We start from the raw sequence: 20,378 nt of genomic DNA, 5'->3' as shown, positions 1-20,378 counted from the left end.
CGGTTCTCCTCCTCCAGCTCCTTGAGGCGCTTGAGGTCCGAGGCGGCCATGCCGCCGTACTTCGACTTCCAGTTGTAGAACGTCGGCTGGCTGATCCCGTGCTTGCGGCAGATCTCCTTAACGGACTGCCCGGCATCCGCCTCCTTCAGGATCGACAGGATCTGGTTCTCGCTGAAGCGTGACTTCCGCATGGCTCCCCTCCCGGCGGCTCGACCTCGATTGTGCCAGAGCACTCTAATAACCACTGGTCCTCGTGGATGGGAAGCTTACGTTACCACTGCATTTGTCGCTGTGTTCGCCGCGCGTTTCTGTGCGGCGAGGATTTCTATTCGGGCAAGAATTACGAGCACCGGCGCGGCTGGGTGCTCGATCGTCTGCGCGAGCTGCAGGGGGTGTTCGCGGTGGACGTGTGCGCGTACGCGGTGATGTCGAACCAATATCACCTGGTGGTGCGGCTGGATTCGGAGCGGGCGGCGGCATGGAGCGAAGGCGAGGTGATGGAACGCTGGGCGCGGCTGTTCTCGCTGCCGGTTCTGGTCGCCCGGTATCGGTCGGGGCAGACGAAGACGGTGGCGGAGCGCGAGCGGGCGCAGCAGCAGATTGCCGAGTGGCAGGCGCGCCTGCAGGACCTGTCCTGGTTCTTGCGCAGCCTGAACGAACATCTGGCGCGGCGGGCGAATGCGGAGGATGGCTGCAAGGGGCGCTTCTGGGAAGGCCGCTACAAGAGCCAGGCGCTGCTGGACGACGCGGCGGTGCTGACCTGTATGAGCTACGTGGATCTGAACCCGGTGCGCGCCGGCATGGCGGATACGCCCGAGGCCTCCGATTTCACGTCGATCCAGCAGCGTATCCGGGCTCTGTAAGGAAAATAAAGGGGTCGGACTACGGTAAGTCCCGGAAAGATCCGAGGAAAATGGTCTATAAAGGGTGTAATTCGAGCTTATCGCGGCCATTTTGGTCAGGAAATGGGCCTTCCAGGGAGGGAAGCCATGCCACGGGCGCATCGCCATCACTTGCCGAGCCATGTCTGGCATATCACGCACCGGTGCCACAAGCAGGAGTTTCTGCTGAAGTTCGCGTGTGACCGCCGGTTGTGGCGGTACTGGTTGTATCAAGCGCGGCGACGCTACGGGCTGTGTGTGTTGAATTACATCGTCACGTCCAACCAAGTGCACCTGCTGGTGCGTGATGAGGGCCGTGGCGAGATCCCGCGGGGCATGCAGTTGATCGCGGGGCGGGTCGGACAGGCGTACAACCGGCGCGTGGGCCGTAAGGACGCGTTCTGGGAGGACCGCTACCACGCTACGGCGGTGGAGACAGGCACCCATCTGGCGCGTTGTTTGGTGTACATCGACCTGAATATGGTCCGGGCAGGGGTGGTGCAGCATCCGCGCGAGTGGGAAGCCAGTGGGTATCGAGAGATCCAGGACCCTCCGGGTGGGTACCGCGTGATTGAACAGCAGGCGCTGAAGGAATCACTGGAGATCGGTTCATTCCCAGAGCTGAGGAGATGCCATCGAATGTGGGTAGACGACGCGCTTGGGTCGGATCGTGCCAGCCGGGATGATCGCTGGACGACGTCCGTGGCCGTGGGCAGTCGGCCGTATGTGGACGAAGTGCAGAGGGCATTGGGGATACGCTCGGAGATTTGAAACCGTCAGGTAGCGAGGTCCGACCCCGCTTTTCATGAGGAGGCACCTGAAGGCAGGCTTTGTGATAGCGGTAAGGATCTCAGTAGTAGAGGAGCTGATGATGAACAAGCGAATGTCTGACGAGCACGGGAACGGTGCCAGCGGACTGCTTATGGCCGTAGCGATCATTATGGGTGGAATTATTCTGTCCGGCCTGTTCTCGGGGCCGGATGTTTCCCCCGAAGGACTGGATGACGCGGCCATACGGGGGGACCTGGACGATGTTGTGTATATCCTCGAACAGGGGGTGGATCCTAACGAACGGCTGGAGTTCGGCCAGACGCCGCTCCACAGCGCCGCCTGGCGTGGGCATGCTGACCTAGTGCAGACCATGATAGACCATGGGGGTGATGTAAATCGCCGCGACGGAGACAATGGCGAAACGCCCTTAATCGCTGCGGCCCGGGGGGATCGTCCGGAGACTGTGGATTTGTTGATGCAGGCAGGGGCCGATCCGGGTAAAGGTATTGAGAGTGCCAGTGTGCCGTGCGCCGGTGGAAACCGGTATACGGCGGGCTCCACGGCCGGGGATATCGCGGTGCAGTCCGGCTTCGAGGAGGTGGCCAACGTTCTTGAGTCATACTGACCGGGATTCGGTAACCCGACTGGGTTCCTCTTCGCTCCGCCCAGCACGTGAGCGATACGTTCTACGTTGGTTGTGGCGGTGTGCAGTCGGTGTGGCCCTGAGGTGCCCGGTTATTCGTCGCTGGCCGGCAGGGAGGCCTAGTAGGCCGCGAGGGCGGCCTGTTCTTCGTCTTCGACTTCGCTGACGATACCCTGCATCAGTCCGGCCAGGGACGTTTCGCGCTCACCTTCGGCATAGGCCTGTAGCTGTGCTATCAGGTACCGGGGCGGGTGGTCGGCGAGCGGGCGAGGCTGGGATTCCGTTCGCGTCCTTTCTCCCCGTGGCAGGGAATACAGGACTGAATGTTGCGGTTGGGTAGCCGTTCGAGGGCGATTTCGCGGCCTCGGCTGACCAGATCCTCCGGTACGTTGTGCGGGCCGCCCGCGGGTTCCATCTCGGCGTAATGCCGGCTGACGGCTTCGAATTCGTCATCGTCGAGATACTGCGCGATCTGCGCCATCGTGGCGTTCGGACGTCGGCTGTCCTGGTAGGCCTCCATCTGTTCGATCAGGTATTGCTCCGGGAGCCCGGCCAGGCGCGGGAACGGTGGCTGTGCCTGGCCCTCGCCCTGCGCTCCATGGCACTGGATGCAGGCGGTGGCACTGCGGTCGGTCGTTGCCCTCAGCTGACCCGCGTCAGGTAGGCCTCCAGCTGGTTGGCCAGCCAGGTCACCACGGGGCCGCCATGGGCCTGTTCGGATTCCAGCACGCAGAAGGTCTTCCACCAGTTGGCGTCCGGGTGCGGGATGGTGCGGAGCTGTTCCTGGCGCAGGGCGTGGCGGATGAGGGGGAAGGGCAGGTCGGCCCAGCCGGCGCCTTCGATCACGGCGTCGCGGATCAGTTTGTACTGGGTGAAGGCGAGGTAGTTGTCGGTCTCGGGGGACTCGGGGACCAGGCCGTCCCGGTCGAGGTAGGCCATGACGATCTCGGTGTGTCCGACCAGATCGTCCTGCGTGACGCGGGGGAGGGTCGCCAGCGGGTGGTCGGTGCCGGCGACCGTCAGCATGCGCACGTCCGCGAGTTCGCGGAACCACTGGTAGCCGGTGCGCCCGGTGGTCGTCATCCACCCCGAGGGCCGAGTGCCGAGGGCCGAGGCCCGGGGCGGCCCGTGGAGGCGTCGGGCAAGGGGTCGGCGTTACTCTGACCTTTTGGGGCGGGTGGCTACTGTCTCCGACATCGACAGGGAGGACGTAGTGGAGATCAATCTGGTTGAGATGCTCCTGGCGGCCGCGTCGCAGTTCTGGTGGGCGTGGCTGTTGCTGGCGCTGGTCGCGATTGCCCGCCTTCCACAGGTAAAGGGCTGGCTCGGCGAGCTGTGGATTCGGCTGGTTCTGGCGGTTGGCCTGGACGGCAAGTCCGGCCGGGTGGTACATGACCTGACGCTGCCGACCGCGGACGGCACCACGCAGATCGATCATGTGCTGGTGTCGCGGTTCGGGATCTTCGTCATCGAGACGAAGAACATGCGGGGCTGGATCTTCGGCGGTGAGCGTCAGGCCCAGTGGACCCAGAAGATCTACCGGCGGTCCTTCCGGTTTCAGAACCCGTTGCGCCAGAACTATCGCCACGAACGGGCGGTGGCCGAGGTGCTGGGTGTGGACCCGGAAATGATTCACTCGGTGGTCGTGTTCGTCGGCGGCAGCACGTTCAAGACGCCGATGCCGGACAACGTGGTCCGTGGCCTGGGGCTCCTGAGTTATATCCGCTCGTTCCGGGAAGAGGTGTGGAGCGAAGACGAGGTCGAGGACATGGTGGCCACGCTGGAGCATGGCGGCCTCGAGCGTTCGCGCCACACCCGCCGGGCGCATGTGGAGGGTTTGCGGGAGCGCCACTCGGCGCCCGCGGCACCCGGTTGTCCGAAATGTGGCAGTGCGATGGTGAAACGAAAGGCGCGCAAGGGTGTCAGCGCCGGCCAGGAGTTCTGGGGCTGCTCGCAGTATCCCGCGTGCCGCGGGACCAGGGCCCTGCAATAGGGCCGACGCGTCAAGGTGCGCGGTTCATCTCGGGCGGGTGGGGGCGCCCGTCTGTGGGCTATCCTCCAGTTAAGAGAACGGGTCACGGCCGGCATGCCACGCGTCGGTGTCGCAGGCAGAGGGTTATGTTGGAGTCCGGTCCGCCGACTTTGCGGGGCCGGGTGTATCGGGGGCGTCGCCGTTGCAGCCCTGCATGCTGAGCGACGTCGTTCTGTCGCGGGGAAGGGATCTCTGGGGCGCAGGGAGGGGATGCGAGATGGATCTGAAGATACGTGCGGCAGAGATCGGGGATGCGCGGCGACTGGCGGAGCTCATGGACTTCGCAGGCGAGGGGATTCCGATGTATCTGTGGCGGGAGTCCGCCGGTCCGGATGGGGATCCCCTGGAGTTCGGGGCGCGCACCGTAAGCGGGACAGACGGCGGCTTCAGTTACGTGAATGCCCATGTGGCCGAGATCGGGGACGAGGTCGTCGGGATGCTGCTCGGGTACCGTCTGCCCGATCCGCATGACGTCGAGCCGTTGAGCGAGGCCCCGGTCGTGGTGCGTCCGCTGCTGGAGCTGGAGGCTCTGGCCCCGGGGTCCTGGTACGTGAACGCCGTGGCGGCCGATCCGGCCTGGCGCGGCCGCGGCGTGGGAAGCGCATTGATGCAGCGCGCGGAGGAGGTGGCGGCCGGGAGCGGCGCGGAGGTGCTCAGCCTGATCGTGGCGGAAGAAAACCGGGGTGCACGGCGGCTTTACGAGCGGCTCGGTTATGCCGACGTGGCGCGCAGGCCGCTGTTGCCCTGGCCCGGTTGTCGGCATTCCGGCCACTGGGTCCTGATGACGAAGCCGGTCCCGGGAAGTGCCGGGCCTGTCTAGCCGGGCTCCGAGGGGGAGGTTTTCCACTCGTTCGCGAAGCGCGGCAGGGCGTCGAGGTAGGCCTGACAGGAGCTGGATTCCAGCTCACCGCGCCTGCAGAGGTTGTTGATCCGGGTGAAACCGATGGCATCGATCAGCAGCGCGGTTTCGAGGGTCGAGCGATCGGAATTGGCCCAGCCCTGCAGCATGCGGACGCTGTCTTCGTCGAAATCCCAGTGCTGCGCGATGGCGACGGAGGCGTTTCGTGCGAGGCTTTCCAGCTCGTCGATGAACCCGGATGACACGGTGGGAACCTCGAGGGTGTCCAGGTTGCGCAGCAGAACCATGAGTCCGCTGCTGTGAGTCAGGGCCGAGAGATGGAGCGCGAACCCTTCGACCCCGCCGCCGATTTGCCGGGCGCCGACCTTCACGTTCATGGCGGTTTGCAGCGTCTCCGGCCAGATCTGCCGCAGGCCTTCCGAGTTCAGGCGACGATCCTGCCCGAATTGAGCGATGGGACTGATGATGGCGGCGGCGACCACTTCGCGCATGCCCCGGTTGCCCAGAATCGTCACGGCCTGCTCGATGCTCACAATCTCCTTGCGGTTCGGTCGTACGGACGGACTGTTGACGACCTTGAGCATGTTGCCGGCCAGAACGGGATCGCTTTCGACCATGTTCGCGATCTCTTTCGATCCGTATTGCTCGGGGTCGCGCAGGGTGGCCATGAGTCGGGGCGCAATCCGGGGAAGCCGCGGCACCCTGGCGGTGAATGCGGTGGGATCCTCCATGAGCCGTTCTCGATGCTCGCGCAGCCAGGCGCGCTCCTCGGGGCCGGGCGAGCCTCCGGACTGGTGTCGGGTGGCGAACAGTCCGGCGCAGTACCGTGAGGAGAGTTCCCGTTCCGAGAGGAGCGGTTCCGTGCCGTCGCTTCCTCGCACTGCGTCGCTGCTGGCAGTGCCTTCGCGGGCATCCGAGTTCGGTGCGCGGCCGGGGGCCGGTTGGCTGTTGTCTCGCGCGCGAGCGAACCATCGCCGAAGCCGGGAGAGCATCATGGGTGGGGCGTCCTTGTATGCGGTGTATGGCTTGCGACGACCGGGCCAGGGGTGGGCCCGCGGCTGCCGTTGCGTGACCGCTGTTCGGCCATGACGGGGGTGAAAGGTAACCTGCGGAAAAGGTGAAGTAAACGGCGCGCGGAACGTGTGGCCGGCGAGGACACCTGCCGAAGGTGTCGGATCATCGGCCGATGCCCACCGCGTGCAAGAGAAGCAGCGCATCCGGGTTGCCGAACTGAGGCAATCCCCGGGCGCACGATGTGTATCGATCACTTTGCCGTTCAGCCCCGACAAGACAGGCGGACCGCGAAACCGGGCAGGTGTCCCTTAGCAACCGCCATGAGGGTCCTCCAACGCCCAGCGTCTGCACCAGCGGCATGGCCGGCATAATCAACCCGACAGACCCCGATGTGGCAGGGTCCCCGTCAAAGTCGGGATGCCACCGGCTGCGAGTGCGGAGGACAGGCACGGGGTAGTGCCGGCGGATGCAGTCGGTTGTCTTGCTCCACCCCGGGCCTGCGTCGAGTTTCCCTGTCCGGGAGGTGCTGCGGGGCCACATAATGGGCGTCAGGTGGTTCCGGCAGTTCGACACGGGGCCGCGCCCACTGCAAGGAGTGGAAGTATGTTCAAGAGGGTCCTGGTCCTCGGCCACATCAGCGGCATCCGCATCCAGATCCACGTGAGCTGGGTGTTCATCCTGCTGTTGCTGCTGACGGCCATGAGCACCGGCTTCCACTACCAGTTTCCGGAGTGGACCCTGCCGATGGTGGTGGGCACCGCGGCGGTGACGGCCCTGCTGTTCTTCGTGTCCATCCTGGCTCATGAGCTGGGCCACAGCGTGGTGGCCATCCGGCGGGGCGTGCCGGTGGAGTCCATCACCTTGTTCATCTTCGGCGGTCTGGCCCAGATGGGCGGGGACACCGAGCGCGCGGACGACGAGTTCTGGATCGCGATCGCCGGGCCGGCGGTCAGTGTGGGCCTGGCGCTGATCTTCGGGGGGCTCGCGCTGGTCACCGCCGGCTGGTACGAACCGGTGTCGGTGGTCATGGGCTGGCTGGCGTTCATCAATCTGGTGGTGGCGATATTCAATCTCATCCCCGGTTTTCCGCTGGACGGGGGGCGGGTGTTCCGCGCGCTGGTGTGGAAGTTCACCGGCGACCCGCGCAGGGCGGTGGATGCCGCCGTCCGGGGCGGTCGGATGGTGGCGTATCTCCTGTTCGGCTTCGGCTTCTGGAACCTCCTGGTGATCGGCAACCTGATCGGCGGCGTCTGGATCATGCTGATCGCCTGGTTCCTGCTGACCATGGCCGAAGGGCAGGGGCGGATGTACGAGATGCGCGAGCGGCTGGTGGATGTGCAGGCGCGGGATCTGGCCGATCCGGAGCCGCCTTTCGTCAGTCCGGATGCATCCATCCAGGAGTGGATCGACCAGGGCGTTCTACCGGGCGGGTGCCGTTCGTTTCTGGTCGGCGAGCCGGAGCGGGTGCAGGGGCTGGTGACCCTGAGTGACAGCCGCAAGGTGCCGCGGGAGCAGTGGGTGACCACCCGGATCGCCGATATCATGACCCCTGCGGATTCGCTGAGCCATGTCGGGCCGGATACGCAGGCCGAGGACATCCTGCGGCTCATGAGTGAGCACAACCTCAACCAGATCCCGGTGCTGGAGGAATCCGGCCGGGCCATCGGATGGATCGACCGCCAGAAGCTCCTGCGCACCATCGAGATCCACATGGAGGTCAAGCGCTAGCAACCCGCGCGGCACGGAGTAGCCATAGGGGTCTACTGCAAAGGGGTACGCCACGCCCTGTTACAGGGCCGACGGGTTAAAGTGCGCGGTTGATCCCGGACGTTGGCAGGCTAGGGCATCCATGGCAGACACTCGCTACGTCACTGCAAACCGGCTGACTGAAGAGTCGCAGGCGATCCAGAGGCGCGGGCGCAACCTGGCGCTGTTTCTGGGGTTGCCGGTGGCGCTGGGGGCGTTCTTCGTGCATCCGCTGGTGGGGCTGGTGACGCTGGCGGGGGTGGTCGTGCTGGTGGGCCTGGTGGGCGGCAGCGCGGTGATCGAGGCGGGCGCGCGCGGCGAGGATGCGGCGCTGGAGTATCTGGCGGAGCTGCCGGACTCATTTACGATCTTCAACCAGGTGGACCTGCCGGACGAGCGTTCGCGCACGGGTGTGGCGGAGGCGGATCTGGTGGTGGCGGGGCCGGAGGCGCTGTTCGTGATCGAGGTGAAGCACAACAGCGGGGCCATCGACTGCGACGAGCAGGCCGCGCAGTGGACCGTGAGCAAGACCGGGCGGCGCGGCAGCCGCTACACCAAGCAGATGCGCAACCCGGTGCGGCAGGTGAAGAAGCAGGTGTGGCTGCTGAGCGAGTACCTCAAGGGCCGTAAGGCCAAGCGCTGGATCCAGCCGATCGTGCTTTTTACTCACCCGGAGGTGTCGCTGGGGCATTCGGACGACCTGTCGGTGCCGGTACTGACGGGGCCGGAGCTGGTGGAGTACATCCGCCGCTTCCGCCCGGAGCGCCCGCGCCCGGTGAGGGAAAACACGGTCCGGGCTATCGCGTCGCTGAAGGGCTGAAAGTGCCGTTGATTTACGCGTGTGGCCCGCACCCGCAGGGGCATCCTGCGAGCGCGGGCATCCGCTTTTCAGGGCTTCAGCCGCCGGTTTCGCCAGATCAGGAAGCTGAGGATCGCGACTCCTGTGCCGAAGAGCGGGAGTGTTGCAGGCACAGGCACTTCGGCAACCTCCCTTTCAGCCGTAGCAGTTCCCGTAAGGCTGGCGAAACTCGTTGTTTCCCTGGAGGCATCCCAGTGCAGAAACCTGCTCTCGTCAACTACGCCGGGACCAAAGTCCGTCGTGTCGCCATCGGCCAGGGTCCCGAGGTCCGCGTCGAACCAGAGCGCCAGCAGGGACGGGGACTCCGAAGCTTGAAGAATCAGGCGGTCTTCAGCGCTTTCGTCGTGCTCACTTGTCAGCAGGGATTCGATGTCGTCCGAGATATCTTCGGAACCCGTGACCAGATCCGCGCTCTGCTCCGTAAAGCGCACCGCCGGCAGGTTACCGCCTCTGTCTTCGTTCCCCGAGAAATCCAGGTCCCATGTACCGTAATCACCACTGCCGGCGTACTCGAATGACCCTGTCAGCGTAGCTCGCTGAAAACTATCCGTGTCTTGTCCCCCCTCGACCTCGTAGGTGATTGGCGCAGCCTGAGCCATGGGCACCATGGCCAGCACAAGGCCAGTCACGCCTAGAACGCGCTTCACACTCATCGCTAACCCCCATCTTTGCACGTGAACGGTGGTAGCTCGCTCATCATCGAGCAACAGGTATGGAGCAACCACCATTCCACCTCGCGCAAGATTCTTTTGATCAGTGGCTTATGATCTGGACGGTGAGCTGGCCAGACAGCGACGGCACCAACCGTCAAATTTCTCGACGGTTTGAAAAGTCCATGACCAGAAAGCCCGCATTCGACCGGGGACAGGGGAAAGGGAGGCGGGACCGGGCCGGGCTGTCCGATCCCGCGCGGGCGGTTATTCCTCGGCCGGTTCTTGCAGGTGAACGTCCGGGGCCTCAGCGGGCGACCGGTACGCGGTCCCAGTACTGCATGGCCGAGAACTCGCCCTCGAGGCGGAACCCGTCGCTGGCACCCAGGTCGTCCAGCGGGGTGGCCGTGCCCTCGACGTCCAGATGGCCGTGGAACGCGCCGTCCGGGGTGGAGGAATCCAGCCGGACCTCTCCGCTCAGGCCCTGGCCGACGGTCAGGAAGGTGATGTCGCCGGGGTCGCTGACATCCCCCACCAGCAGGTGCGCGGCCAGCTGGCCCTCGGCCTCGGCGCTGTGCGGATCGGCGGCGACCTCCAGAGTGTCAGTGTCATCGGGGATGCCCGCACCCACCCGGGTGAAGATCATGCAGGCGGTGGTCTCCAGCTCCGGCAGGAGGCCCTCCACCACCAGGACGAATCCGTCGCCCTGCTGCGGGTCCTCCTGGCCGCCCCAGGCCGCCTGCCCGAGCAGTGGACCCGAGTGGGCCCCTTCCACCATGGCGCCGTCGAAGGTCGTGTTCTCGTCCAGCATCGAAGCCAGCTCATCGCGGGGAATGTCGTCGGGCAGAGGGGGGCAGGCATCCAGCATCTCCGCCAGCACTGGCGGGGTGCGGAGGTATTCGAAGGCGGCTGCGCCGGCGCGCGGGTACTCCCGGAGGGTGGCGTAGTCCGGCGCGTCGGCGTCGTCGCTGAACTCGGTGACCTCGATCTGGTAGGCGATGCCCGACGCCTGGCCGGGCGACTGGTCTTCTTCCAGTGCCCAGTCCTGCGCCTCCATGGTTTCCAGCTTGTCAGCGGAGGTGTGGAAGGCCTGAAGCTGCAGGCCGACGGGCATGCCCAGAGGTTCCAGGGCCTCGCCGAGGGTGTGGAGGTAATGGAGCTCGAGGCCGTCCGGGACGTTGGGCCCGATGGCCATGCGGAACATGCCGGGGCTCAGCTGCAGCAGCGCCGGCGAGAACGTCACGTCTTCGTACACCCACACCGTGCCGTGGTTCACCGAGAACAGGGTCTCTTCGGCGTCACTGTCGAGGTTGGTGGTCTCGGTGACCGCGGCCAGGCGGTAGCCCTGTGCCGTCTCCCCGGCGATCTCGCGCGTCTCGCCGGTTTCGGCCACGTGTACGCGGTATTCTTCTACCCGCCGCTGGTTGTCGAACATGTCCTGGAACGTGTGCGGCGGCTCCACCTGTTCGCTCTCGAACGTCGGCAGCAGCACCCCCAGCTCCTGCTCCTTGCGATACACCTCGCCATCCAGGGCCGGCCCGGTGAACAGGTCCTCCTGCCCGCCGAGGCCGGAACGGTAGTCCTTGTCGGGATGGATGCGGGTGATCTCCGGGCCCTGGGTCACCGTCCAGCGGATCTCGTCGCCCTGGATGTCGGTCAGTACGCTGTAGCGGAAGTGATCGCCCCCGCCGTCCAGGGCGAGGGGTTCGAGCTGGATCGGCGATTCATCCGCCGAAGCGGTGAACGCGGGGATCGCCAGTGCGGGCAGGCCGAGGGCCAGCACCAGCGAATGGCTGTGGAAACGGGTCTTCGCGGACATCGAACATCTCCTTGCTCGGGGCGGTCCTGTTGCATTCTCAACAGGCTCAATATGGCACCGTCCGCGGAGATGCACCCCCTCCAAACGAGGGGGATGCCGGTATCACTTGCCGGTATCAGTTGCTGAAGACGGCCTCCAGCTCGTCCTCGCGGCCGCGCACCGCCTCCACATCCTGCTCGGGCACGTCGGGCGCGGCGTCGCGCAGGATCTCGCGCTGCTGCTCTAGGGCGTCGCGCATGGTCGCCTTCTGTTCCGCCGGCATGTCCGGATCGTCCTCGATGCGCTGCAGGCTTTCGTCCAGCTCGCGCTCCATTTCCGGGAGCCGGCGCTCCATCTCCAGCGCATGCCGGGCGTTGAAGATCTGCGAGCCGATCTCGGTCAGTTCGTGGCTGCTGTCGAAGCCGTGACGCGCGGCGATCTCCTCGACCTCTTCCTCCATGCGCGCGACCTCTTCGATGGCCTGACGGACCTCCGCCATCGAGGCCTCGTCATCCTGCGCGTCCATCTCCGGTTCCTGCACGTCGGGCTGCTGCGCGCTCCACTCGTTGAGTTCCTCGGTCGCCGCCAGCCAGCGGTCGATCGTGTCGCCGTCCAGCGCGTGGGCGGGCGCAGCCAGCAGTGGCAGGAACAGGGAGAGCATCAGCAACGGTTTCGTGAAGCCCTTCATGGCAACTCCTCGGTTCGCGGGGTTGGGTTTCAGAGTGTACGGCGCCATCGTCGCGCCATGCCAGCAGGTCCCTCATCGCGCGCAGGAGCTGCCACTGGCCCATGAGCCCGACGCCATGCGGGTCGATGTGGGAGAAGCCGTCGATCCGGTGCAGGTCGGTTTCGCCGATGGCACGGGCGAGGCGCGTGCTTTCGGTATGCGGGATCATCGTGTCGTCCCGCCCGTGGATGAGCAGGGCGCGGCCGGAAAGATGCGAGAGGTCACGTTCGGCGAGCGAGTGAGCCTCGATGGCGTCCCGCGCGTCGGTCGGCAGGTCGTCCAGCAGCTGCGGTACGCGCTCGTGGTCGTCGTTCAGGATGAGCGCCAGCAGGCTTTGGCCCTCCGCGCCGAGTGGGTCGCTCAGGTCGTCGATGGGGGCCTCGGGGTCGGCGGCGCGCCGGCGGGCGATTTCTTCGAGTAGCGCGCGGTCCGCGCGGTCATCGAGCACGTGCAGGTTGCCCCACAGGAAGAACCACTTCGCCAGCGGGTCGGGCGTGCGTGTCTGCCACCGGCTGGAGCCGGGTTCCCGGTAGGCCCCGGTGGTGGCGAAGGTGACGACGTTTTTGGTGTCGTAGTAGCCGCCGATCCCGACCAGGAAGTCGATGGCTTCCTTCCCCTCCGGCTCGAGTGTGGCCAGCACGGCCAGGCCCACGGCGTAGGAGATGGCGGCGACCCCCACGTTCTGGTCGTCGGGAGCGTTTTCCGGCTCCAGGCGGGCGAGCAGGGCGGCGGCATCACCGATGGCCGCGGCATCCTCGCTGCGCACGCGGAGCGCCCGCGAGCCCTGCAGGTCGGGCACCAGTACCAGAAAACGCGCCCGCGCCAGCGTATGGGCGAGTTGCACCAGCCGCGGGTCGTCCTTGCCCTGCGGCGTAAAGCCCGGTACCAGGACGATGCGCGCGCCCACCTCCTGTCGGGGATGGTACAGGTCGGCCGCGATGTCACCTTCGTCCGTCGTGAGGGCCAGCGTTTCGCGCGCGGGCTCGGGCGTGCGCTCCTTCAACGCGCTCGGTCCCGCGCCGGCCTCGATGTCCTGGAGCACGCGCATGGCCTCCCAGCTCTGCGCGGCGACCCAGCCCGCAAACATCACCAGGCCCAGCAACAGCACAGCCGCGATGCGAAGCATGCCTTCCTCCTGCCAGTCCGGGGGCGCCCCCTCGGGAGTATGGCGTAAACAAAATCGGGACCTCGGCCAGATGCCTGTCTATCCTCGGGTTGAAGGCATGGATCCGCGTTTGCGTGACCCGGCCGTGGCGAGAGGGGGCAGAACGATGACGATCAGCCGTACATTGCAGGAATTTCTCGACGAGCGGGACGTGAATTATGAGCTTGTGGGCCATCCGCGTGCGGATTCCGCCAGCCGGGCAGCCGAAGCTGCCCACGTACCCGGCGATGAACTGACCAAGGGCGTGCTGGTGGAGGATGCCGGCCATTACATGCTGGCGGTTTTGCCGGCCACGCGGCGGCTGCAGTTTGGCAAGCTGCACTACATGCTCGGCGAGCATGTGGGGCTGGCGACCGAAGAGGAAGTGCGGTCGGTGTTTCCGGACTGCGAACACGGGGCGGTTCCGGCGCTGGGTACCGCCTGGGGTCTCGAGGTCCTGCTGGACGAATCGCTGGCCGCGCAGGAAACGGTCTATGTGGAGGGGGGTGACCACGTGTCGCTGATTCGGATGGATGGCCCGGCGTTTCGCAACCTGCTCGGCGATTGCCGCCACGGTGATTTTTCCCGGCATGTGTGAGCCGGCCTGCCCGCGCGCCTTGTGGCCTAGGGGCCGGTTTGCGCGGGGGAATTGAGCCGGGTTTCGAGTTCCTCGCGGAGCTTTTCGGCACTGGGCTGCGCCTGCTCCACGATCTCGTCGACCCGGTTGAAGTCGAGCAGGCGGATGTCCGCGGAGCCGGCCTCGAGGAAGAGATCGGGCGGATCGTAGTCGCGCATGTGGCGGATCTGCGAGCTCTGCATGATGCTGAAGGTGGTGAACAGCAGGTCGGTCAGTCCCGGTGGGTCGTTGGGATCTTTCTGGCGGCTGCCGGAGACGTCGACGGCAATCACGAAGTCGTACTCGTCCTGCAGCAGGTTCCAGGGGAGGGGGTTGGACGTGCCGCCATCGATCAGCAGCTGGTCGTCGCGATGCGGAACCGGTGCGAAGAGGCCGGGCACGGACATGCTCGCCTCGATCGCGGTGAACAGCTCACCCTCACGCAGGACGACGGTTTCGCCGCTCCAGTAGTCGGTGGCCACCACCGACAGCGGCATGCGCAGATCCTCGAAGGTTTCGGCCTCGGTGTGTTCGCCGAGGAAATCGAGGAATTCGGTCGAATCGAGCACGGCCTCGCGTTCGAAGCTCAGCTCGATCAGTTCGGTCAGTTGCAGGTCCGCGCCGACCAGGCCCGACAGCGCATCGATGCGCGAGCCTCCGAAATCGTCGAAGACGTCGAGGATCTCCTCGGCGCTGAGGCCGGCTGCGTACAGCCCCCCGATTACCGCACCAATGCTGGTCCCGCTGATATGGTCGGGCTCGACCCCGAGGTCGTCGAAGACCTGCAGGATGGCGATGTGGGCCAGCCCGCCGGCGCCGCCGGAGCCGAGCGCGAGGCCGATGGTCGGCTGCTCCGGCTGCATCTCCTCGGCCTGCAGAGCGGGCGCGGCGAGGAACATGGCACCGGCCAGGCCGGCGGCGATCAGATGGTCTGCGGCGAGCCGGGTCAATAGTGCTCGATGAACAGGTCGATCGCGGGACTCAGGGCCCCGTGCCAGCGGCTGGCGAGTTCGTCGGTCCATTTGGGGTCGGTCTCGCTGGCAGTCTGGATCATGCAGTTGAGCCACACGTCGTACAGTTCCGGCTCGATCGGAACGGCCCCGCGGCGACTGTGCACCTGGGCCATCCGTTCCAGGGTGGAGCGCATGAATGTCTCCCCCTCAGCGTAGCTCAGTGCGGCGGAGATGGCCTGCCCCAGCGCCCGCTTTTGCCGGGTCCAGTCGGTGCTGGCAAAGACGCTGGCCACCCGCGGGTCGGCCTCAAGGAACCGTTCATAGAAACGTTCGGCGAAATCCCCCTCGCGGCGACAACGCCCGTAACTCTGTTGAACGTCCGAATAGCTCACCGTGCTCACTGCCTCCGTGTCGCAAAAAGTGGCGTAGCCTACGCCACGGCGCGCTCTGGTGAAACAGCCTGCGGGGGAAAACTTGAGGCAGGTCGCACGGCGGCATGGTCGAACTCAGGCAGTCGCCCCGCTGGCCAGGGCCTGGCTTGTGGGGCCCCGGGGCCGGGAGGCCGCGGCCTCCTGGTGGACCAGGCGTTGAAAATGCGGGACGAAGGTTTGCAGCGCCGCGAGTCCATCCCCCGTGAGGCAGTATCCATCGGCGGTGACCCGAATCCAGCCGCGCCCGATCGCTCCCGCCAGGGCCTCGTGCTGGCTGCTGGGCTCACCGCGTCTGGCCCAGGCATGGACCACGGACGCCGGGAGTATGTGCCCGGGCGCATCGGCGGGGTCGTTCAGCCAGTGGTGCAGGGCGGTGAGCCGGGCCACCGCGGAGGTGGCGGCGATGACCTTCTGTTCCGTAGTGGTGTTCATGGCGAATCTCCCGAATTCGAACGCGTGTATTTCGGAAGATAGTAGAGCGGCCGGGATTTTCCATCCGGCGAATGGCCGACTGCGCTGCGCACCTCCGGAATTGCGGCCCATTCACGGTCCGGGGGGCGACAAAAAACGCCCCGACCTCCGGAGAGGGCGGGGCGCCGAGCACACAGGGGGATGAGTGCTCACTTACCAACGATAGTCACTAGCCGCGGAATTTGCGAACCGATTCTGGGTATTTACCGGTGCCTCCTGCGCGCGCGGCCTCGGGGCGTGGGGCGGGGCACGGAGGCCCGCGACCACACAACGTATCTGGTAGATTGGGGTGCAACAACTTCAGGAGATGTGGACATGATGTCGCAGAATCTAGCCGTGGAAGAATTCACCACCCCCGATCCCGTGACGGCCAGCGAAGAAGCGGGTGTCGAGGAGCTCAGGGCATTGATGGAGCAGCATGGCGTGCGTCATGTTCCGGTCCTGCGCGGGAATTCCGTGGTCGGGGTGGTCAGCGAGCGTGATGTCCGCATCGTTCTCGGTTTGCCGGTGGAAGACATCCGGCAGGTGCGGGCCTCCGACCTGATGGCGGCCGACCCGTTGACGGTGACCGCGGCGACGCCGCTGGACCAGGTGGCCCATGCGATGTCCGAGAGCAAGGTGGGGAGCGCGATCGTCAATGACGAAGAGGGCCGGTTGCTGGGCATCTTTACCGCCAGCGATGCCCTCAACGCCCTGATCGAGGTCGTCCGCGGCGAGCAGGGGTAGGGGCAGCCCCCCGGTAGTCGTCTCCCGAATCGAGAGCGTACATCGAGGCGGCGATCCGCGGTCCTTCGGGCCGGGTCATCGGCCCTCGAACGTGGCGAGGACCTCGGCCTCCAGGAGGGACTCGTCGCCGCTATGGCGCGGCGAGAAATGGAACGGGATGACCCGCCGCGCCCCGGCCTCGCGCGCCAGCCGTCCGGCCTGGCGTGCGGTCAGATGGGCGGTGTCCGCCGCGCGCTCCGCAGCGGCGTGGAGAAACGGCGCCTCGATATAGAACAGGTCGGCGTCACGGGCCAGGTCCACGATCGCGTGGCGGTTGGCCTCGTGGAAGGCTACATCGGTGACATACGCGATCTTCTGCCCGCGCGATTCCTGCAGCACCTCGCGGCGCAGGTACCCGAGCGGCAGTTCGCGGCGGTGCTCGCCGTGGCGGTCGTGCCAGGCGATCTCCACCGGGGTGTCGTCCGCCGCCTCCTCCCGCACCAGCTGCTTCAGGTGGGCCAGCCACGGCCCGGTGGGCAGGCCGAGGGCGTCCAACCGGTTGCGCCAGACATTGAGGTGGGTCTTTTCCTCCAGGGCAAAGCCGAGGCAGGGGATGCCGTGATCCAGGGCCACCGTGCGGATGCGGAAGTCGGGCTCGTCGAGCAGCACGCCGTCGACCGGCGTCGGCGGGGTGGCTTCCTGGCGGCGGAAGTGGTCCCCGGAACGGAACAGCGCGCGAGCGTGGTGGCCGTCGCCGGCGAACTCGCTGACCTCGAACACCAGTTCGGTGGTGTAGTTGTGCAGCAGGTTCCAGGTGTAGCCCTGCAGGTGATGGCCGGTGCGTTCGATCAGCCCCGGCGGCCCGTACAGGCGCAGGTGTGCATCGCGTCCGAGCAGCAGCCGCAGCAGGGTGTCGAAGCCGATGAAATGGTCCATGTGGACATGCGAGATGAAGACGTCCGACAGCCGCAATGCCCGGCGTGGCGGCAGGCGGGACAGTTCGCCCAGGTCGAACAGCAGTGCACGGCGCCGGAACAGGCAGTCGATATACAGCGCCGGGTCGCCGCGGGGTCCGTTGATCAGATGGGGATGGAACAGTGGAGTCACTGGCGGTTCCGCTTCGCTGGGCGGCCCCGGAGTGGCCTGCGGGGCGTCGTGTTCCGGCCTTCAAGCCTGCCATGGACAAACACGCAAGGCGAGGCGCGTGCGCATGCCGAGACCGGGTGGTGGCGACGGCCGGTCACGAGTGAGAAGATCGGGCAGCGGCCTGGCCGGAGTGCGGCGCGGAGCGCGCGGCGACAGGAGGAAGCGTGAAGATCATGGTCGGTGAACTCGAGGGCAGGCCGGTGGGCCTCCAGCCCGTCGAGGTGGTGGAGCGCAAGGGTCTGGGCCATCCGGACACGCTGTGCGATGCGCTGGCGGAGGAGGTGAGCCTGGCGCTGTCGCGGGAATACCGCGAGCGCTTCGGCTTCGTGCTGCATCACAACGTGGACAAGGTCCTGCTGCGCGGCGGCGCCGCCCGCCCGGCCTTCGGCGGCGGTGAAGTGGACGAGCCGATCGAACTGTACATCGCCGGGCGGGCCACGCGCGAATATCGCGGCGTGACCGTGGCGGTGGACGAGCTGGCGGTGGAGGCCTGCCGTGCATGGCTGGCCGCGCACATGCCCGTGCTGGATGTCGAACGCCACGTGCGGGTGCACTCGCTGATCCGTCCCGGATCGCAGGACCTGGTGGAACTGTTCGAGCGCCAGCGTCGGGAGGGCGTGCCGCAGCTGGCGAACGACACCTCGCTGGGGGTGGGCTACGCGCCCCTGAGTCCGCTGGAGCGCGCGGTGTTCGCGGCGGACATGAGCCTGTGGTCGGAGACGCCGCCGGCGCGTGGCCAGGACGTCAAGGTGATGGGCGTGCGCAGCGGCGAGGACGTGTCCCTGACGGTGGCCTGCGCTTTCATCGGGGTGCCGCTGGCGGACGCGGACGCCTATCTGGCCGCGCGTTCCGATGCGACCCGGCAGGTGCGGCGCGAGGCCACCGAGGCCCTCGGCCGCGAGCCGGATGTGGCGGTGAACACCGCCGACGACCCCGACGCGGACAGCCTGTACCTGACGGTGACCGGCACCTCGGCCGAGGCCGGTGACGACGGCCAGACCGGGCGCGGCAATCGGGCGAACGGGCTGATCACCCCGTCACGCCCGATGACCATCGAATCCTTCGCCGGCAAGAACCCGATCACCCATGTCGGCAAGCTGTACAACGTGACGGCCACCCATATCGCCGAGGCGATCGTGGCGGAGATCGACGCAGTGTCGGATGCGCAGGTGGTGCTGGTCAGCCAGATCGGCATGCCGGTGGAGCAGCCGCAGATCGTCGATGTCCGCCTGCGCGCCGAATCCGCGGAACAGGCCGCGGCCCTGGCGCCCCGCGCCGAGGCGATCGCCCGCCACCATCTCGCGCAGGCCGGTTCCCTGTGGGAACGCCTGATCTCGCAGAACCTTGCGACCCGAACCCTGTAGCTGCGGTTAGTTCGCCTGGTTCGTCGGCAGGCATTCGGGCAGGGAGGCCTCCAGCGAGCGCGGGGTGATGCCGAGATCGTCGAAGGTCGCGCAGGTACCGCTGGTAACGGTGTCCTGCTGCATGAGATAGACCTGGTCCCGGGTCAGGGGTGCGCCGGGCAGCCATGAGGCCAGACCGGCGGCGAGGTGCCAGAGGAGAAACGGTACCGGCACGAGCACTCGCGGCTGTCCCAGGTGCTCCAGCACCCGGTTCACGATCTGGCGGTAAGTCAGGATGTCCGGACCGCCGAGCTCGAACACCCGGTGTCCGGCCGGCGGCTCGTTGAACAGGGTGGCCACGGCCTGCGCGACATCCGCCACGTGTACCGGTTGCAGGCGGGTGTCGCCGCGGCCGAACAGCGGCACCATCGGCAGCCGCGCGAGGGTCGCGAGGTTGCGCAGGAACGCATCTCCCGGGCCGAACAGCACGCTGGGCCGGACCATCAGCGCGTCGCGGAACTCGGTGGTCACCGCGGCCTCGCCTTCGCCCCGCGCGCGGATATAGGCGGAACGCGACCCGGCGTCGGCGCCGATCCCGGAGATGTGCACCAGGCGTTCCAGACCAGCCTCGCTCGCCGCCCGGGCGAGCCGGGCGGCGCCCTCCACGTGGATGGTGGTGAAGTGCAGATCGCCCTGCTCCACGTACAGGCTGACGGCGTTCACCACACCACGCGAACCCGCCACGGCCCTGGCCACGTCGTCATTGTTGCGGATGTCGGCGCTGCAGTGTTCCACCCGGTCATGCCGTTGCAGGTCGGCCGGTAGTGCGGGGCGGCGGGAGGCGATGCGCACGGCGTGCCCGGCATCGAGCAGCTGGTACACGATCATGCGGCCGAGAAAGCCGGTGCCGCCAAATACCGTGACCCGATCCTCGTCCATGGGGAGCCTCCTTCTGCTGGGCTTCGGGTGTATGAGAACGTGGAGCTCTACGACCGCGCGGGCAAACGGGGATACGCATGCCGGGACATCTATCGCACGTGGCGGGTTTTGATGATGCGCCGTTCGCGCGGGCGCATCGTGGCGATGTGCTGGTGGTGGGCGCGGTGTTCGCCGGCACGCGGCTGGATGGCGTGGTGTCGACCCGGGTGCGGCGCGACGGCGCCAACGCAACCAAACGTCTGGCCGCATGCGTGCTGGACAGCCCGTTCGCTCCGCAGCTGCACGCGATCCTGCTGCAGGGGATCGCCTTTGCCGGCTTCAACGTGGTGGACCTGCGGGCCCTGCATGAACGGACCGGCTTGCCCGTGATGGTCGTGGCACGCCGGGAACCCGACATGGAGGCCGTTCGACGGGCGTTGCTCGACCATGTCCCCGGAGGGGCCCGCAAGTGGCGGCTGATCGAGGCCGCCGGCGCGATGGAACCGCTGGCGGGGGTCCATGTCCAGCGCTGCGGGATCGAGCCCGCAGCGGCGCGGCAGCTGCTGGAGGACCAGCACGTCCACAGCCACCTGCCGGAAGCCCTGCGCGTCGCGCACATGATCGCCGGCGGGGTGACCGACGGGGCGAGCCGCCACCGGCCGTGAGCCTGA

At 66.7% G+C, this 20,378-nt stretch carries 21 protein-coding genes and 3 pseudogenes; 11 read left to right on the top strand and 13 right to left on the bottom strand.

Annotated features, from left to right (window positions below; all coding sequences use genetic code 11):
- Positions 1 to 191: transposase (locus D571_RS0108715; protein WP_018935035.1), on the bottom strand; the 191-nt coding region annotated here is incomplete at its 3' end.
- 66 nt (positions 192 to 257) lie between these two features.
- Between D571_RS0108715 and D571_RS13690 the strand changes: the two are divergent.
- The 3 genes and pseudogenes from D571_RS13690 to D571_RS13930 all read left to right on the top strand — a co-directional run.
- Positions 258 to 860: pseudogene (locus D571_RS13690) on the top strand (transposase); the annotation flags it as partial.
- Positions 861 to 989: 129 nt separating this feature from the next.
- Positions 990 to 1,652: a transposase gene (locus D571_RS13685; RefSeq protein ID WP_018936299.1), complete on the top strand. Its 663-nt coding sequence runs from the start codon at positions 990 to 992 to the stop codon at positions 1,650 to 1,652.
- Positions 1,653 to 1,749: 97 nt separating this feature from the next.
- Positions 1,750 to 2,277, top strand: coding sequence for an ankyrin repeat domain-containing protein (locus tag D571_RS13930; RefSeq protein WP_198003801.1), 528 nt, complete (start codon positions 1,750 to 1,752; stop codon positions 2,275 to 2,277).
- Between the two features lie 137 nt (positions 2,278 to 2,414).
- Here the strand turns inward: D571_RS13930 and D571_RS13675 are convergent.
- Positions 2,415 to 2,983 (bottom strand): annotated as a pseudogene (locus D571_RS13675) (cytochrome c).
- The gene (locus D571_RS0108690) at positions 2,938 to 3,378 is read right to left on the bottom strand and encodes a LysR substrate-binding domain-containing protein (protein WP_018936296.1); all 441 of its coding nucleotides are present in this window, start codon (positions 3,376 to 3,378) and stop codon (positions 2,938 to 2,940) included. The pseudogene D571_RS13675 and the gene D571_RS0108690 overlap by 46 nt, the downstream one beginning before the upstream one ends.
- Positions 3,379 to 3,529: 151 nt before the next feature.
- On the opposite strand from D571_RS0108690, the gene D571_RS0108685 reads away from it, so the two are divergent.
- Both D571_RS0108685 and D571_RS0108680 read left to right on the top strand, forming a co-directional pair.
- Positions 3,530 to 4,288, top strand: coding sequence for an NERD domain-containing protein (locus D571_RS0108685; RefSeq protein WP_369773859.1), 759 nt, complete (start codon positions 3,530 to 3,532; stop codon positions 4,286 to 4,288).
- Between the two features lie 256 nt (positions 4,289 to 4,544).
- The gene (locus D571_RS0108680; protein ID WP_018936294.1) at positions 4,545 to 5,147 is read left to right on the top strand and encodes a GNAT family N-acetyltransferase; all 603 of its coding nucleotides are present in this window, start codon (positions 4,545 to 4,547) and stop codon (positions 5,145 to 5,147) included.
- Here D571_RS0108680 and D571_RS0108675 read toward each other — a convergent pair.
- On the bottom strand, positions 5,144 to 6,181 hold the full coding sequence (locus tag D571_RS0108675; RefSeq protein ID WP_232196953.1) for an HDOD domain-containing protein: 1,038 nt from the start codon (positions 6,179 to 6,181) through the stop codon (positions 5,144 to 5,146). The two genes, D571_RS0108680 and D571_RS0108675, sit on opposite strands and share 4 nt — an antisense overlap.
- 622 nt (positions 6,182 to 6,803) lie before the next feature.
- Between D571_RS0108675 and D571_RS0108670 the strand changes: the two genes are divergently transcribed.
- Together D571_RS0108670 and D571_RS0108665 are read left to right on the top strand one after the other, a co-directional pair.
- A complete protein-coding gene (locus D571_RS0108670) occupies positions 6,804 to 7,928 on the top strand; it encodes a site-2 protease family protein (RefSeq protein ID WP_018936292.1) in 1,125 nt (374 codons plus the stop codon).
- A 121-nt stretch (positions 7,929 to 8,049) separates the two neighbouring features.
- Positions 8,050 to 8,766: a nuclease-related domain-containing protein gene (locus D571_RS0108665; protein WP_018936291.1), complete on the top strand. Its 717-nt coding sequence runs from the start codon at positions 8,050 to 8,052 to the stop codon at positions 8,764 to 8,766.
- 68 nt (positions 8,767 to 8,834) lie between these two features.
- Here the strand turns inward: D571_RS0108665 and D571_RS0108660 are convergent, their stop codons facing one another.
- From D571_RS0108660 to D571_RS13670, 4 genes and pseudogenes are all read right to left on the bottom strand, one after another.
- Positions 8,835 to 9,458, bottom strand: a complete 624-nt coding sequence (locus tag D571_RS0108660; protein WP_198003799.1) for a PEP-CTERM sorting domain-containing protein — start codon at positions 9,456 to 9,458, stop codon at positions 8,835 to 8,837.
- A 304-nt stretch (positions 9,459 to 9,762) separates the two neighbouring features.
- Positions 9,763 to 11,274, bottom strand: a complete 1,512-nt coding sequence (locus D571_RS0108655) for a hypothetical protein (RefSeq protein WP_018936289.1) — start codon at positions 11,272 to 11,274, stop codon at positions 9,763 to 9,765.
- A 115-nt stretch (positions 11,275 to 11,389) separates the two neighbouring features.
- Positions 11,390 to 11,779 carry a hypothetical protein gene (locus D571_RS0108650; protein WP_018936288.1) on the bottom strand — a complete coding sequence of 130 codons (390 nt, stop codon included), beginning with the start codon at positions 11,777 to 11,779 and terminating at the stop codon, positions 11,390 to 11,392.
- A gap of 208 nt (positions 11,780 to 11,987) precedes the next feature.
- Positions 11,988 to 13,106: pseudogene (locus tag D571_RS13670) on the bottom strand (alpha/beta hydrolase family protein); the annotation flags it as partial.
- A gap of 145 nt (positions 13,107 to 13,251) precedes the next feature.
- Between D571_RS13670 and D571_RS0108640 the strand changes: the two are divergent.
- On the top strand, positions 13,252 to 13,722 hold the full coding sequence (locus D571_RS0108640) for an aminoacyl-tRNA deacylase (protein WP_026287726.1): 471 nt from the start codon (positions 13,252 to 13,254) through the stop codon (positions 13,720 to 13,722).
- A 26-nt stretch (positions 13,723 to 13,748) separates the two neighbouring features.
- Here the strand turns inward: D571_RS0108640 and D571_RS0108635 are convergent, their stop codons facing one another.
- From D571_RS0108635 to D571_RS0108625, 3 genes are all read right to left on the bottom strand, one after another.
- A complete protein-coding gene (locus D571_RS0108635) occupies positions 13,749 to 14,639 on the bottom strand; it encodes a patatin-like phospholipase family protein (protein ID WP_051076170.1) in 891 nt (296 codons plus the stop codon).
- 47 nt (positions 14,640 to 14,686) lie between these two features.
- The gene (locus D571_RS0108630) at positions 14,687 to 15,085 is read right to left on the bottom strand and encodes a globin (RefSeq protein ID WP_026287724.1); all 399 of its coding nucleotides are present in this window, start codon (positions 15,083 to 15,085) and stop codon (positions 14,687 to 14,689) included.
- Positions 15,086 to 15,199: 114 nt separating this feature from the next.
- Complete coding sequence (locus tag D571_RS0108625; protein ID WP_018936283.1) at positions 15,200 to 15,556, bottom strand: hypothetical protein; 357 nt, start codon at positions 15,554 to 15,556, stop codon at positions 15,200 to 15,202.
- A gap of 354 nt (positions 15,557 to 15,910) precedes the next feature.
- Here D571_RS0108625 and D571_RS0108620 point away from each other — a divergent pair, with 354 nt between their 5' ends.
- Positions 15,911 to 16,321 (top strand): CBS domain-containing protein, encoded by a 411-nt coding sequence (locus tag D571_RS0108620; RefSeq protein ID WP_018936282.1) that lies wholly within the window; start codon positions 15,911 to 15,913, stop codon positions 16,319 to 16,321.
- 75 nt (positions 16,322 to 16,396) lie between these two features.
- Here the strand turns inward: D571_RS0108620 and D571_RS0108615 are convergent, their stop codons facing one another.
- Entirely contained in the window at positions 16,397 to 17,407 is a 1,011-nt protein-coding gene (locus D571_RS0108615) for an MBL fold metallo-hydrolase (protein WP_018936281.1), read from the bottom strand.
- 203 nt (positions 17,408 to 17,610) lie between these two features.
- Here D571_RS0108615 and D571_RS0108610 point away from each other — a divergent pair, with 203 nt between their 5' ends.
- Complete coding sequence (locus D571_RS0108610; RefSeq protein WP_018936280.1) at positions 17,611 to 18,810, top strand: methionine adenosyltransferase; 1,200 nt, start codon at positions 17,611 to 17,613, stop codon at positions 18,808 to 18,810.
- A gap of 6 nt (positions 18,811 to 18,816) precedes the next feature.
- Here D571_RS0108610 and D571_RS0108605 read toward each other — a convergent pair whose 3' ends face one another.
- Positions 18,817 to 19,728 (bottom strand): complex I NDUFA9 subunit family protein, encoded by a 912-nt coding sequence (locus tag D571_RS0108605; protein ID WP_018936279.1) that lies wholly within the window; start codon positions 19,726 to 19,728, stop codon positions 18,817 to 18,819.
- Between the two features lie 77 nt (positions 19,729 to 19,805).
- Between D571_RS0108605 and D571_RS0108600 the strand changes: the two genes are divergently transcribed.
- Positions 19,806 to 20,372, top strand: a complete 567-nt coding sequence (locus tag D571_RS0108600) for a DUF99 family protein (RefSeq protein WP_026287723.1) — start codon at positions 19,806 to 19,808, stop codon at positions 20,370 to 20,372.
- Positions 20,373 to 20,378: the final 6 nt, after the last annotated feature.

The organism is Thioalkalivibrio sp. ALJ24, from assembly GCF_000377785.1.
GTDB lineage: Bacteria > Pseudomonadota > Gammaproteobacteria > Ectothiorhodospirales > Ectothiorhodospiraceae > Thioalkalivibrio.
Note: the sequence above shows the minus strand (reverse complement) of the source record. Positions and strands in the feature narration are given on the sequence as shown.